Annotated in this window: 11 protein-coding genes; 6 read left to right on the plus strand and 5 right to left on the minus strand. The window is 63.7% G+C overall.

Going from position 1 to position 13612, the window contains the following annotated elements; genetic code table 11:
- Nucleotides 1-411: 411 nt before the first annotated feature.
- Nucleotides 412-1035 (plus strand): NUDIX hydrolase, encoded by a 624-nt coding sequence (locus tag E6X30_RS04485; protein WP_016663754.1) that lies wholly within the window; start codon nucleotides 412-414, stop codon nucleotides 1033-1035.
- A gap of 59 nt (nucleotides 1036-1094) precedes the next feature.
- Here E6X30_RS04485 and E6X30_RS04490 read toward each other — a convergent pair whose 3' ends face one another.
- Nucleotides 1095-2387 (minus strand): extracellular solute-binding protein, encoded by a 1293-nt coding sequence (locus E6X30_RS04490; RefSeq protein WP_034371720.1) that lies wholly within the window; start codon nucleotides 2385-2387, stop codon nucleotides 1095-1097.
- A gap of 233 nt (nucleotides 2388-2620) precedes the next feature.
- On the opposite strand from E6X30_RS04490, the gene E6X30_RS04495 reads away from it, so the two are divergent.
- From E6X30_RS04495 to E6X30_RS04515, 5 genes are read left to right on the plus strand one after another with little or no spacing between them, the layout of a single operon-like run.
- Nucleotides 2621-5812 carry an alpha-mannosidase gene (locus tag E6X30_RS04495; RefSeq protein ID WP_016663756.1) on the plus strand — a complete coding sequence of 1064 codons (3192 nt, stop codon included), beginning with the start codon at nucleotides 2621-2623 and terminating at the stop codon, nucleotides 5810-5812.
- The gene (locus E6X30_RS04500; RefSeq protein ID WP_016663757.1) at nucleotides 5809-6864 is read left to right on the plus strand and encodes an alkaline phosphatase family protein; all 1056 of its coding nucleotides are present in this window, start codon (nucleotides 5809-5811) and stop codon (nucleotides 6862-6864) included. Before E6X30_RS04495 ends, E6X30_RS04500 begins: the two co-directional genes overlap by 4 nt.
- 8 nt (nucleotides 6865-6872) lie before the next feature.
- Nucleotides 6873-7535 carry an HAD family phosphatase gene (locus E6X30_RS04505; RefSeq protein WP_016663758.1) on the plus strand — a complete coding sequence of 221 codons (663 nt, stop codon included), beginning with the start codon at nucleotides 6873-6875 and terminating at the stop codon, nucleotides 7533-7535.
- On the plus strand, nucleotides 7532-9055 hold the full coding sequence (locus E6X30_RS04510) for a beta-N-acetylhexosaminidase (protein ID WP_016663759.1): 1524 nt from the start codon (nucleotides 7532-7534) through the stop codon (nucleotides 9053-9055). Before E6X30_RS04505 ends, E6X30_RS04510 begins: the two co-directional genes overlap by 4 nt.
- A 59-nt stretch (nucleotides 9056-9114) precedes the next feature.
- Entirely contained in the window at nucleotides 9115-9792 is a 678-nt protein-coding gene (locus tag E6X30_RS04515; RefSeq protein WP_070435584.1) for a metal-dependent transcriptional regulator, read from the plus strand.
- On the opposite strand, the gene E6X30_RS04520 is transcribed toward E6X30_RS04515, so the two are convergent.
- The 4 genes from E6X30_RS04520 to E6X30_RS04535 are packed head-to-tail and all read right to left on the minus strand — an operon-like array spanning nucleotide 9776 to nucleotide 13363.
- Entirely contained in the window at nucleotides 9776-10642 is an 867-nt protein-coding gene (locus tag E6X30_RS04520) for a metal ABC transporter permease (RefSeq protein WP_259893134.1), read from the minus strand. The genes E6X30_RS04515 and E6X30_RS04520 overlap by 17 nt on opposite strands.
- Nucleotides 10639-11571: a metal ABC transporter permease gene (locus E6X30_RS04525; RefSeq protein ID WP_016663762.1), complete on the minus strand. Its 933-nt coding sequence runs from the start codon at nucleotides 11569-11571 to the stop codon at nucleotides 10639-10641. The genes E6X30_RS04520 and E6X30_RS04525 overlap by 4 nt, the downstream gene beginning before the upstream one ends.
- Entirely contained in the window at nucleotides 11568-12296 is a 729-nt protein-coding gene (locus tag E6X30_RS04530) for a metal ABC transporter ATP-binding protein (RefSeq protein WP_051120618.1), read from the minus strand. Before E6X30_RS04530 ends, E6X30_RS04525 begins: the two co-directional genes overlap by 4 nt.
- 53 nt (nucleotides 12297-12349) lie before the next feature.
- Nucleotides 12350-13363, minus strand: a complete 1014-nt coding sequence (locus tag E6X30_RS04535) for a metal ABC transporter substrate-binding protein (RefSeq protein WP_236621875.1) — start codon at nucleotides 13361-13363, stop codon at nucleotides 12350-12352.
- Nucleotides 13364-13612 lie beyond the last annotated feature (249 nt).

Raw genomic sequence — 13612 nt, forward strand, 5'->3', positions numbered from 1 at the left:
AAACTCCGTAATTCGGAAAGCGTGAGGTTATAGGAGCTACTGAGTCCGCAGCCGTCGCGAACACGGAGCACTGAACCTTACTTCCGGGTATTGATGATGTGAATATTCGCGGGGATATAAAGCTATCCACACGGTTGGGGTTATGAATTGTGTGTGCCCCGCCGACGGTGGCGGGAAGGGCCGCGGTGCCCCAATTCGCTGGCTCCGCTGCCCGTTCGAGTATAGCGCGCGAGCGGGGGACTTTGCCCGCGCGCAGTGCGCGGTGTGCGGGCGGCTGCTCGTGCCCGAGAGCGCGTCGACTGTAATCGCATTAGATGCGCGGCTTTGGGTGTCTTTTGCAAATTGACGGGACAGGCTTTTGTCATCGAAAAGATCTGTATACAGATTATGTGGCCCGGGGTGGCGTGCGGGATGCGGCACGAGAGCGGTGCACTGGGCGAGGTGACCTCGACGAGCATCGACGAGAACTGTTGCCGGCGCATGCCGACCCTGACCGGGCTCAGGCCGCCTCGCTACCGTGGAGGCATGAGCGACCTCCTCCCGAACCCCTACTTCTACCAGCAGCTGCCTACCCTCTTCAGCTCGGGTGCGGCCGTGATCCGCGACGAGCACGGTCGAATCCTCGTGGAAAAACCGAACTACCGCGACCACTGGCTCTTGCCGGGCGGAGGCGTGGATGCCGGCGAGGACGCGCGAGAGGCCACCGCCCGGGAGCTGCGCGAAGAGCTCAACCTGGATCTTCCGGTCGGCCGGCTCCTTTCGGTGAGCTGGGTGCCGTCGAGCGCCGCCTACGGCGCACCGATGGGAGTTCACTTCGTGTTCGATGCCGGGGTGGTTCCCGAGGCGGAGCTTCGCGATCGAGTGCGTCTGCAGGAGGAAGAGCTTGAGGCGTGGGATCTCATCGACCCGCGGGACGCGGCGATTCTCTCGCCGTGGGGCGCCGAGCGCGTGTGGCATGCTCTCGATGTTCTTGAAGGCCGCTCTGAAGTCGACCTTTTCGTGGTTAAGCGAGGCGGGATCGCGGAAGCGCCGTGAGGTGGGGCAGGCGTCGGAATGGTCCGACGCTTGCCCCACCACCGGTGCTGCCGCTGTGATCACGCGAGTGTCAGGCCGGCCTGTTCGGCGATGCGCTTGGCGGCCGTGACGGCATCGCTCCAGGCCTTCGCCGGGTCCTTCTTCGACGATTCGACCTGCTCAAGCTCCGCGTAGAACGGCGCGTTCACGGTTTCGGAGTTCGGGTCTTCATAGAGCGGGCGCACGGTTTCGGCGGCGGCGCTGAAGACCTCCGCGGCTTTTTGGCCGCCGAGGAATTCGACGGGGCCGTCGACCTCCGGCATCGAGTGCGCCTCGGGTGCAGCGGGGAAGTTGCCGCTGTTCGTGTATTCGAGGGCCTGATTGCGGGCGTTCAGGATGAAGGAGAGTACCTCGAAGGACTTCTTCGGGTCTTTCGCTCCCTTCGGAACGGTGAGGAAGGAGCCGCCCTTGTTGACGGCCTCGCCGGGGTGCTTGCACACGTGCCACTTTCCGGTGGTGTCGGGTGCGTCGGACATGAGGTCGGCGAGGTGCCATGACGCGCCGAAGTCCGCGGGGAGGCGCCCGGCGTTGACCGCGGCGGCCGAATCGGTGGTTTGAGCGGCGAGTGCGCCGTTGATACCGGCGTCGTTCGCGGCGATCGCGAGGTCCCATGCCTTCTTGATGTGGTCCTGGTCGCCGATAAAGGTGCCGTTTTCATCGACGAATCCCTGGCCGGCTTGGCGCCAAGCCGTGCCGAAGACGCTCGCGGTGTTGCGAATGAGGTAGGTGCCCGGCTTCTTGGCGATGAGCTCCTTGCCAAGCTCGAAGTACTCTTCCCAGCTGCGGATGGCGGCTTCGAGCTCGGCGGGTTCGGAGGGCAGGCCCGCTTCTTCGAACACATCGAAGCGGTAGAAGAGGGCGGTGGGGCCGATATCGATGGGGATGCCAATCTGCTTGCCGTCCTTGGTTGTCGCTTGCTCCCACTTCCAGTCGAGGTAGGTGCCCTTGATGTCTTTCGCACCGAGCTCGTTGAGATCCTCGAAGTAGTCGGCTTTTGAGCAGAAAAATGCGATGTCTTCGCCCTTGACGCCGGTGATGTCGGGAAGGCCGGAGCCGGCGCTGAAGGTGGTCGTGAGCTTCTGCTTGAAGTCGCCACCGATCACGTCTTGGCGGAGGTTCAGGTCCGGGAACTCCTTTGTGACGGCGTCGAGGACCTTGTCTCCGTAACCTTCGGGCCACATCCAGAGCACGAATGCGTCGTCATTTCCTCCGCTCGACCCACCCTTGCCCGTCGAGCATCCACTGAGAGCGAGTGCGATGGGGCCGAGGGCGAGGGTGCTAGCGCCCAGAAGCGAACGACGTGAAAGGTTCATTGCGTACTCCGTAAGTAGGGATGAATGGTGGCGATCAATTTCCGCGACTAGTAGAAACCCGCGATGTTAACGGCCAGTAAATTTTGTGAGACCGAGACTTTTCGCCTTGGTGACCCCATGTAGGCTTGGTCCGGCGCGCAAATGAACTGGCGTGCGAACGTAGGGCGAGGGGGCCGCTCGGTGCTCCTCGACCCGGAACCGAGCCGTGTGACAACCAGGTAGGGGCAGGTGCGATGTTTGATGATTCAACGCTCGTCGAGGACCGTATTGAACGGCTCCACGAGAGGCTAGGGAAAGAGCTCTTCCGCGTCCTTGCCCCGGTTGACGTCACCGCGTGGAAGTCCCCCGGCGAGCCCGTCGACTTCGCGACCGCCGCTGAAGCGAACTACGACCCGATCTCCTCGGGTGACCGCTGGGGCCCGGCGTGGAGCACGTGGTGGTTCCGTATGAAGGGCACCGTTCCCGCAGAGGCGAGAGGCGAGCGCGTGCACCTGCGGGTCGATCTTGGCTTCGAAGGTGATTGGGCAGGAAACCAGTCCGAGGGCCTCGCCTACACGACCGCTGGAACGCCGCTCAAGGGCGTGAACCCCATGAACCGCCTGATCCCGCTGACGGGCGAGGGGCTTCCCGCGACCATCGCGAAGGCGGGGGAGCGGCTTCTCGACGACAGCGGTGCCGTTGAACTCCTCATCGAGGCCGGCGCAAACCCCAATATGGGCGACTACATGAACAATCCCACCGACCTCGGGGACCTTTCGACGCGCCCGGACACGCCCGTGTGGACGTTCGGTGGTGCCGACCTCGTGGTGCGCAACGAGAGCGTGTGGCATCTGTGGCTCGACGTCGAGGTGCTCTGGGGCGTACTCAAGGAGCAGCCCAAGGGTTCGACACTGCGCGCGACCCTTCTGCGCAGGCTCGAGGAAGCCGCGGACGTCGTCGATGCTCAGGGCATCCAGGAGGGGGCCGACGCCGCCCGGGCCCACCTCGCTCCCGTGATCGCAAGCAGTGCCGGTAACTCCGCCCAGATCATGAGCGCCGTTGGCCACGCCCACATTGATTCAGCTTGGCTGTGGCCCCTGCGTGAGACTCGCCGCAAGGTCGCGCGCACCTTCTCGAACGTCCTTACCCTTGCCGAGGATTACCCCGAATTCACGTTCGCGTGCACGTCTGCGCAGCATTATGCGTGGCTCAAGGACGGGGCCCCGGCGCTCTTCGCGCGCGTGAAAGAATCGATTGCGAAGGGTCAGTGGCACCCCGCGGGCGGCATGTGGGTTGAATCCGACACCAACCTCCCCGGTGGCGAGGCTCTCGTTCGTCAGTTCACCGTGGGGCTCAACTGGATGGAGCGAGAGCTTGGCGTTGCCCCCACGTGCACGTGGCTTCCCGACTCATTCGGCTACACGGGGGCGCTCCCGCAGATCGCACGTTTGAGTGGCATGACCACGTTCTTCACGCAAAAGCTCAACTGGAGCCAAACGAACACGCTCCCGCACCACACGTTCTGGTGGGAGGGGATCGACGGCACCCGCATCTTCACGCACTTCCCGCCCGTGGATTGCTACGACTCGATCGTGAGCGCCGAAGAGGTCTTCAAGGCCGAGCGGAACTTCAAAGAAAAGGGCCGAGCAAAGCGCTCGCTGCTTCCGTACGGCTACGGCGATGGCGGCGGCGGCCCCGTCGCGGAAATGGTGGAGCGCGCCAGGCGATTCGCCGACATGGAAGGTGCGCCCCGCGTGGAGTTCGATTCCCCCGACGGCTTCTTCGACAAAGCGCGCGAGGAGTATCCCGACGCCCCTGTGTGGAGCGGCGAGATGTATCTCGAGTTCCACCGCGGCGTGTACACGAGCAGCGCTGAACTCAAGCGCGGTAACCGGGAGGTCGAGGCGAAGCTCGCCGTCCTCGAATGGCTCGGCGCTCTCGCCACCGAGCGAGGAATCGACTACCCGCTCGCTGAGGTCGAGGAGCTGTGGCAGCGCGCCCTTCTCCTCCAGTTCCACGACATCCTGCCGGGCTCGTCGATCCACTGGGTCAACCGCGAGGCGCGTGCCGAGTACGAGGCGCTGCGCACCGATATCGAAACTCTCATCGACTCGCTCCTCGCCTCCCGCGCGGGTGGGGGCACGGGCTCGGTGGAGGCCCTCGACGGCGACAGTGGTCAGGCCGCGGCGCTCGCGGGCTCTGAGGTCACCGTCGTTAACCCGTCGCCCGTGATCCGCCGCGAGGTGTGGGAGCATTCCGACGGTTGCTCACTCATCGAGGTTGCCCCTCTTTCGAGTGCTCCCCTGAGTGCGCTCGAGGTGTCGCCCACGAATCCGGTGACGTGCGAGACGCGCGGGAGCGATATCGTGCTTGCCAACGGCCTCGTGGAGGTCGTGATCGATGCAAACGGTCTGGTCTCGTCCATTCTCGACCTCGACGCGGGCGGCCGCGAGCTGCTCGCCGCAGGCCAGAGGGGCAACGCCCTCAGCGTCCACCCGGATTTCCCAAGCTGCTTCGATGCGTGGGAGCTTCAGCACCAGTACAAGCGCAGCGAAACAGTGCTTGAGGAAGCGCTCGAGGTGAAGGTCGTGACGAAGACGGCGCTTCGCGCGTGCGTCGAAGTACGCCGCACCCACGGAGATTCCACCTTCACTCAGCGCATCACGCTCGATGCGGACGCTCGTGCCGTTGACTTCGAGGTGCATGTCGATTGGCGCGAGAAGCATCGCGTACTGCGCGTGGGCTTCCCGCTTGCACTCAATGCCCGCACGGATCGTTCGGAGATCCAATTCGGGCATATCGACCGTGCGATCGCGAAGAACACTTCGTGGCAGGAAGCGCAGTTTGAGGTGAGCGGCCACCGCTGGGCGCTCCTCGAAGAACCCGGCTACGCGGTTGCCTTCGCCAACTCGCAAACATACGGGCACGACGTCCGCGTGCTTGACGCCGCTGCCGCCGACCGTCGCGGTGGTGTCGCGTTTGGCTACACGCTCTTGCGCTCGGCCACGGCGCCCGACCCGGAAGTCGATCTCGGTGAGCACACGCTTCGCTACAGCCTCGTGTGTGGTGCGGATCTCGCGCACGCGCACGCCGCTGGCCTCCGCCTGACGCAGCCGCTTCGCGAAACCGCTCACGCGCTCGAAACATCGGCCGTTGCGAGCATCGAACACCGTGAGGGCGACACTCTCGCTCTCATCGACGCCGTGAAGCCCGCCGACGACGGCTCGGGCGACCTCATCGTCCGTCTCCACGAGGCCGAGGGGCGTGCGGGCATCGCCCACGTCCGCTTCGCCTCCGCGCCGAGCAAAGTCCGCGCGACGAACCTGCGCGAAAAAGAAGCGCCGGAGGTCGCGCCCGGCCTTACCGCGTGTAGCGAGGACCCCTCGCTCTACGAGGTGTCGATGCACGAATTCCAGATTGTGACCCTAAGGGTGGCCCGCGCATGAAACTTCTTCTTATATGCCTCGACGGAGTGAGGGCCGACATCGCCCTTCCCGAATTCGTTGCGGCGGATCCGCACTTCGCGAAACCCGATCACGGCGCTGATCCCCGTTTTCGGGCAGTAAACGATAAGGGTGAGCCTGCCGTCGGACCCCACGACCCTCCGCTCGACCGCACCCTCCCGCTCGAGGAGGCCCCGAAGAATCTCGCGCCCACGCTCGCGCGGCTTGCTCGCGGCGACGAGCACTCGGGCGGGCACATCACGCCCATGTGGATGACGCCGCCCACGGACTCCGCGCCCGGCTGGTCCTCCATCCTCACGGGCTCCACCCACGAGGAATGCAACGTGTGGTGGAACGAATTCGTCGGTCACGACCTCGCGCGGCGCCCCGACATCCTCTCGCGCGTGTACTTCGCGAACCCCGCCGCGCGCACACTCGCCGCGGCCACGTGGGAGGCGTTCTGTGCGCCCCACGGGCTCGGCCCGCTGCTCCAGCACCGCTTCGACCAGCAGCGCACGGGCCAGCACCAGACGTTCCACCCCGACCTTAAGGACGGATTGGATCGCGCGGACGATGACGTTGCGCACTGGGCGACGTGGAAGCTTCTCCACGAGGGCCCCGACGCGGCGGTCGTGTACTTCGAGGGCGTCGACGGCGCGGGCCACGCGCACGGCGCCGAATCGGAACAGTATCGGGACGCGATCCGCCACGTCGATGAACTCACCCGTCACCTCATCAAGGCTGTTGCCGAGCGTCACGAGCAGCTCGGCGAGGACTGGCTCGTGGCCGTCACGACCGACCACGGCCACAAACCCGAAGGCGGCCACGGCGAGGACGAGGTCGAAGTGCGCCGCAGCTTCCTCATTACCCACCGCATCGGCGCGCCCTTGCCTGAGGTTCTTACCTCGCGCGACGTGCTCCACAGCGAGCAGGTCATGTGGGACCTCCTCGATGCCATGGGCGTGCGCCAGGGTAGCTACGACGCCGAAGGAGTGGGAGTGCTACGCGACATCGAGCAGGTGGGCCCCACGCGCAACCTCGCTTTCGAGTGGTGAGGGTGGCCGTGGCGGAAACACTCCCGAGCCGGGTTGCCGGCGTCATCTTTGACATGGACGACACACTTTTCGATTCGGAAAAGGCGTGGCACGAAGCAGCCGCTGCCCTGTGGCGTGATGCAGGGGGAGTCTTTCGCGGCTACGGAGACCGAGGCGGCACCGTCGAAGACCTCGCGAACGCGTTCCTTGACGAATTCGGGGGAGGGGACGAACGCGAAGAGCGCATGGGTGACGTATGCGCGAGACTCGAAGACGCGATCCGCGAGCGACTCGACGTCGACCTCGCGCCCATGCCTGGAGCCGACGCCCTCACGTCTCGCCTCGCCCAAGTGGTGCCGCTCGCGATCGGCTCCAACTCGCCGCAACGCATCGTCGAGCAGTGCGTGCGCGCGATCGGCTGGCAGGAGCGGTTCACCGCAGCCCTCGGCGTCAGTGCACACATGAACCCCAAGCCCGCCCCCGACCTCTACCGTGAAGCGGCCAGGCGCTTAGGAGCCGACCCTCGCGATTGCGTCATTTTCGAAGACTCGCCCACGGGAGCCCGCGCCGCTGTCGCTTCGGGCGCCTTTGTCGTGACGATCGGCGACGACGCACGTGGAATCGGGACGCTGGCAGTCGATACTCTTAACGATGACATCGTGACCTCGTGGACACCGGAGCAGCTGACATGAGAACCCTTATTCCCGAACCAACAACCGTGCGCGAGCTGGACGGCCACTTCAGCTTCCCCTCGCCCCTGCCCGTGACCGGAGGCGGGCATGCCGCCGACTATCTCGAGGAACGCCTTTCCCGCGCAGCCGGCGTGCGCGTGTGCGAAGGCTCCGGCGGAGTGCTGTTCTCCCGCGACGATTCCCTCGGCGACGAGGCCTACCGCCTGCGCGTAAGCGCCGAGGGCATCCAGATTGAGAGCGCCGACGACCGCGGTGCCGGATGGGCCGTGCAGACGCTCCTCCAGCTCCTTCCGCCCGCAATCTACTCATCGGGCCCCATGGAGCCCTCCTCCCTCGTCGTGCCGTGCGTCGAGATCGAGGACGCCCCGCGCTACCACTGGCGCGGCTCCCACATCGACGTCGCCCGCAACTTCCTTCCCCTTGAGGGCCTCTACAGGCACCTCGAGGTCATGGCGATGCATAAGCTCAACGTGCTGCACCTTCACCTCACCGACGACCAGGGCTGGCGCATTCCCATCGAAGGGTTCCCGAAGCTCATCGAGAAGGGATCACGGCGCCCGGGAACCCTCGCGGGCCATCAGCCGCCGCCCGACGAAAACGACTGCGACGATGTCGCGGAACACGATGGAATCGAATGCGGCGGCTACTACACGCGCGACGAGATAACCGCGCTCATCGAACGAGCCGGAAAGCTCGGCATCCAAGTCGTGCCCGAAATTGACATGCCCGGGCACATGGAATCCGTCGTCGCCGCATACCCCGAGCTCGGCTGTGTCCCCATCGAACACCCGCGTACGTGTTGGGGCATCTCCGAACACGTTCTCGCCCTCACCGACGAAGCCGTCGAATTCTGCCGCGCCGTGCTTACCGACGTCGCCTCGCTCTTTCCCGGCTCGCCCATCCACGTCGGTGGCGACGAATGCCCCGGTAAGGAATGGCGCGAACACGGACCGTCGCGCGCAACCATGGAACGTATCGGTGCAACGACACCTGCCGAGGCCCAGGCCTGGTTTGAGAACGAAGTGTGCACGCACGTTCTCGGCATGAACCGCCGCGTGATCGCATGGGACGAAGTGCTCGACGGCACCGTGCCAGAGGGGACGACGGTCATGGTGTGGCGCAAATCCGAAGCGGTCGAGGCGGCGATGAACGCCGGCTTCGACGCTATCGCCGCGCCCACGGAGTTCACGTATTTCGACTACCGCCAGCACTCCGGAGAGGACCACCCGCTCACGATCGGCGGCAACCTCCCGCTCAGCAAGGTCGCGGGCCTCAGCGACCTCCTCGACGCCGTTGGCGGCGAAGGCAAAGGCGAACTGCTCGGTGCGCAATTCCAACTGTGGACCGAATACGTCCACGACTGGGTGAAAGCCGAGTACCTCCTGTGGCCCCGAGGCTGCTCGGTCGCGCAGCAGGTGTGGTCCGGTTCGGCCGGCAACGCACGTGAGCTCGAGACGATGAAGGCCCACCTCGCGCGCCTCACGGCACGCGGCCTCAACTGGTGCCGCACGGCCGAATAGCCTTTGATCGGCTCAGCCGTGAGCCGGTCATGAGAGAGCTGTGTTGCTACTGTGGTGGCGTGTCAGTAGAGAAGCTCTCCGGTAGCGTGCAGGATTACCTCAAGGCTGTGTGGGTTCTAGGCGAGTGGTCGAACGAACCCGTGACGACCTCGAAGATTGCCGCGCGCGTGGGAGTTCGACCGGCAACGGCATCCGAGACCATTAAGAAACTGGCGAAACAGGCGCTCGTGGAGCATTCGCCTTACGGGGCAATCACGCTCACGGAAGAAGGACGCTGCCTCGCCCTCGCTATGGTGCGCCGACATAGACTCATCGAGACCTTCCTCGTCGAAAAGCTCGGCTACGGGTGGGACGAGGTGCATGCCGAAGCAGAAGTGCTTGAGCATGCGGTCTCCGATCTTATGGTGGAGAGAATCGACGCTGCGCTGGCGCATCCCACACGAGACCCGCACGGTGATCCGATTCCAGGGCCCGACGGAACACTTGAAACGATCCCCGCGTTCCAGCTCACAAATCTTGCGGCTGGGGAGTCGGCACGAGTGGAGCGAGTGTCGGATGCTGATCCAGCGCTTTTGCAGTTCCTCGCGGGGAAAGGGCTCACTTTTGGGGCGATTGTGCGTGCACGCGAAGCGGAACCTTTCTCCGAGACGCTCGACCTTGAGGTCGACGGCGTGAATGGGACAGCGGCGCTCGGCAAGACTGCGACTGACGCTGTGTGGGTCACGGTTCTCGAATAGAGGGGCGAACCCGAGAGAGCACCGTGCGGGCGACGAGTACGCAGAAAAAGATGAGGCCATAGACGACAGCCATGCCCGCACTCGTCGCCGCGCCGAGCACGTAGGCGAGCCAAAACCCAGCGAGCGTTCCGAGCGTAGCGACGAGAACACTTCCGATCAGCATGTCTCGAAGGTCTCTGGACCACAACCGCGCTGTCGCGGCGGGAATCACGACGAGGGCAAGTACCAGGACAGCGCCGGCGGCGTGAAAAGCGGCCGTCACGGTGAGCGATGTGAGAAACATGAAGACCACATTGATGGCTCCCGTGCGCACGCCGATTGATTGGGCGAATGCTGGATCGTAGGTGGTGATGGTCAATCGTGGGAACAACGCGGCGATTACGCCGATGTTAAGGGCGAGAACCGCGAGCATGACGTAGAGGTATTGCGGTCCAACGTCGATGCCGCCGATGGTGAGAGGTGTCCATGCGGCGAGATTGACATCGCCCACCAAGACCGCGTGTTCATCGAGGTGGACATTGCCGAAATCGACCGAGATGAGAAGAACGCCGGCGCTGAAAAGAGCCGGAAACACAAGGCCCTGCGACGCATCTCCCGCGAGCAAGCGCGTGCGTGAGAGTGCCTCGCTTCCGAGCACGACGAGGAGCCCCGCACCTGCGGCGCCGACGATGAGCAGGGGAGAGGTAAGAGAGTGCGTCAGCGCATAGCCGATCACGACTCCTGGAAGAACCGCATGGCTCATACCATCGACCATCATCGAACTCTTGCGAAGTACGACGAAAACTCCGGGAAGGGCAGTAGCGAGTGCCGTCGTGACAGCTAGGGCACACGTACCAAGGATGAAGTTCACGGTTTCCTCCCTTGCCCGGGTGACGATCGAAAAGTGCGGCGCGTTGTCGAAGACGCGACCATGCGCGCAAGGATTCCACGTCGAGGGGCGCACAGGAGTGACACGACGAGAGCCCCGACGAGCACGAGAACGGTCACGGGTCCGCTCGGCAGTTCCCCGAGCGCGACAGATGCATAGGCGCCGAGGCTGCTTGCGCCCGCACCAACGAGAGCGGAGCAAAGTGTCATGGAGGAAAGCTCGCGGGTCCACTGGCGTGCGACCGCCGGAGGGGTCACAACGAAAGCCACCATGAGCACGAGCCCGACGGCTTTTACCCCCGCGACCGTGGCGATCGCGAGCATGGCGAACATGGCCGCATCGATCGCCTTGCCGTTCAGTCCGAGTACCGTGCAAAACTCCGGATCGAACGCGCGCAGCGAAAACTCTTTCCACAGGGCGAGCGTCACGAGGATTGCGCACCCGCCGACTACCGCGCTCGAGGTGATGTCGGCTTTCGTGAGCGTTGAGGCGTTACCGAAAAGAAACGCACCGATCCCACCCTTACCGGGGAGGGAACTTTTACTGATGAACTGAAGGAGCAGCATACCGGTTCCGAAAAAGAGCGAGAGCGTCGTGGCCATCGCGGCATCGATCGTGAGCGGTGTGCGAGACGCGACGATGTTCGCGACGAGATGCGCTGCCGTTCCGGTGACCGCCGCTCCTATGACGAGAAGAAGTGGCGAATGTATGAAGGCGCCCGGACCAAGCGTTGAAAAAAGGAAGGCGAGGAGAACCCCAGGGAGGGCTGAATGCGAGATGACGTCGCTCGCAAGCGACTGGTGGCGCACATAGGCGAAGCAGCCGAGCGCCCCAGCAATGGCTCCGATGAGGCTCGTCCCCACAAGAACAGTGCGGTAGGTGTAGACCGAAAGAAAATCGACGATGCTCACGAGTGGCCTTCTTCGCGAGAGACGAGGGCGCGCGAGAGACATCCATCGAGGTCATACGCGCGCCGAATAGCTACGTCTGTGAGGGTGCGTTCCACGGGGCCCGATGCGATGAGTTCAGTATTGAGAATCGCAACGTCAGAGCAAAACTCCCGAACAGTCGCAAGATTGTGATGAACGAGCACAACGGTGCGCCCTTTCGAGCGGAAGTCGGCAAGAACATCAAAGATTGCACGCTCGCTTCGCGCATCGACCCCTTGAAATGCTTCGTCGAGGATGAGGAGGTCTGGCTCTTGTACGAGGGCGCGGGCGAGAAAGACGCGTTGGCGCTGACCACCCGAGAGCTCATTAATGTGGCGTGTGCTCAGATCCTCGAGGCCGACCTGGCGAAGCGCCGCGAGCGCACGCTCACGCTCGCGGCGCCCCGGCCGGCGAAACCACCCGAGAGTGCCGTAGGTCCCCATTGTCACAACGGTGAGCGTGGTCGCGGGAAAGTCCCAATCGACGCTCAGAGATTGCGGCATGTACCCCACTCGCGAACGCGCCACGCGGAGGCTTTGCCCGAAAAACTCGGCCGTGCCCGTGAGGGGTGGAACGAGCCCAAGCATGGCTTTGAGCAGAGTGGATTTTCCCGCGCCGTTGGGTCCGACGATCGCCATGCAGGCGCCGCGTGCCACTTCGAGCGTGACACCTTTGAGGACGATATTTTCGCGGTAGGCGACTGTCATGTCGGTGACGCGACACGCGGGCGCGGCGACACTCTTAGCAGGGGGTTGCGCCGTCACTTCCCAAGCCCCTCCGCGACAGCGTCAACGTTGTGGGTGAAAGCTCCCAGGTACGTGTCGACCCCGGGTTCCGCTCCAAGGGAATCCGCGTAGAGCTCGGCATCCGAGATCTTGACGTCCCACCCTTTCGCGTGCACCGCTTCTTGGAGGCTCTTGATGGCCTGCGGGTTGGCCTGGTTGTCGAGGAAGATCGTGGGAATTTTCTTCGAGGCGATCAGGGTTGCGAGATCGTCGATTTCCTTTGCGCTCCGCTTGGCTTCCGTCGAGATGAAATCGGTCGCGTGAACCTCGAGATCGAAATGCTTTCCGAAATAGTTGAAGGCGTCGTGCCCCGTCACGAGGATGCGGGGCGCATCGATCTTTGCGAGTTTTGCGTCGGCCTTACTCACTGCTGCGCGAATTTTCTCCTTGTATTTCTCGGCGTTCGCGCGATAGGTTTTTTCGTTTTTGGGGTCGGCCTCGGCGATCTTGTCGGCAACCGAGTCAACGGCGATGAGCCATGCTTCAGGGCTGTTCCAGATGTGAGGGTCATGGAGCGGGCGCCCTTTGTCGTCCTTTTCTGGCCACGGCAGGAGAAGCTTCTCAGGGACCTTCGAGCCGACAGCGAGTTGACGATCGCCGAAGCTTTCGAGCTGAGAGGTCATGTGGGCCTCGAGGTTCAAGCCGTTCCAGAAAACGAGGTCGGCGCTTCGCATTTTTTCGATGTCTTGGGTGGAGGGCTGGTAGGTGTGGGGATCCCCTCCGGGGCCCACCATCGTCGTGATCTCGGCGTCTGGGGCGATGTTCGCGACGGCATCGGCGAGGTAGCCCGTCGTCGCGTACACGGAGAGTTTCTTGCCGTCGTCTTGGCGTGCGGTTTGGCCTGAGCAGCCTGTGAGTGCGAGCGCCATGGCAGCGAAGGCAACGACGGCAGCGCGTGCTGACTTTCGAAGGTTCACGTTATCCCTTTGATGCTGGAGTGAAGACGTGCCGAGCAGGCGTGCATCCGTGCACGTCGGATGTCGATCCATCTCTCGCGCCCTATGACGCGAGAAATCCAGGATGCACTAACAAAGAAGTTAGGGCAACCTAAAACCGTGAGTGTTGTGTGTCACGAGAGCGCGATCGAGCAAGGAAAGTGCGTCGTTGTGCTCCCTCGCGCCTCGATTTAATCGTGGGTCGATTTCTCTCGATCAGCCGGGTGACCTGGAGTGCGATGTATGGAGCATCGAAGGGTGTCCGCTTCGTGTTCGACGTTGACACAGTTCCCGAGGGGAGCT

It is taken from the genome of Dermabacter sp. (assembly GCF_032550575.1).
Classification (GTDB): Bacteria; Actinomycetota; Actinomycetes; order Actinomycetales; family Dermabacteraceae; genus Dermabacter; species Dermabacter hominis.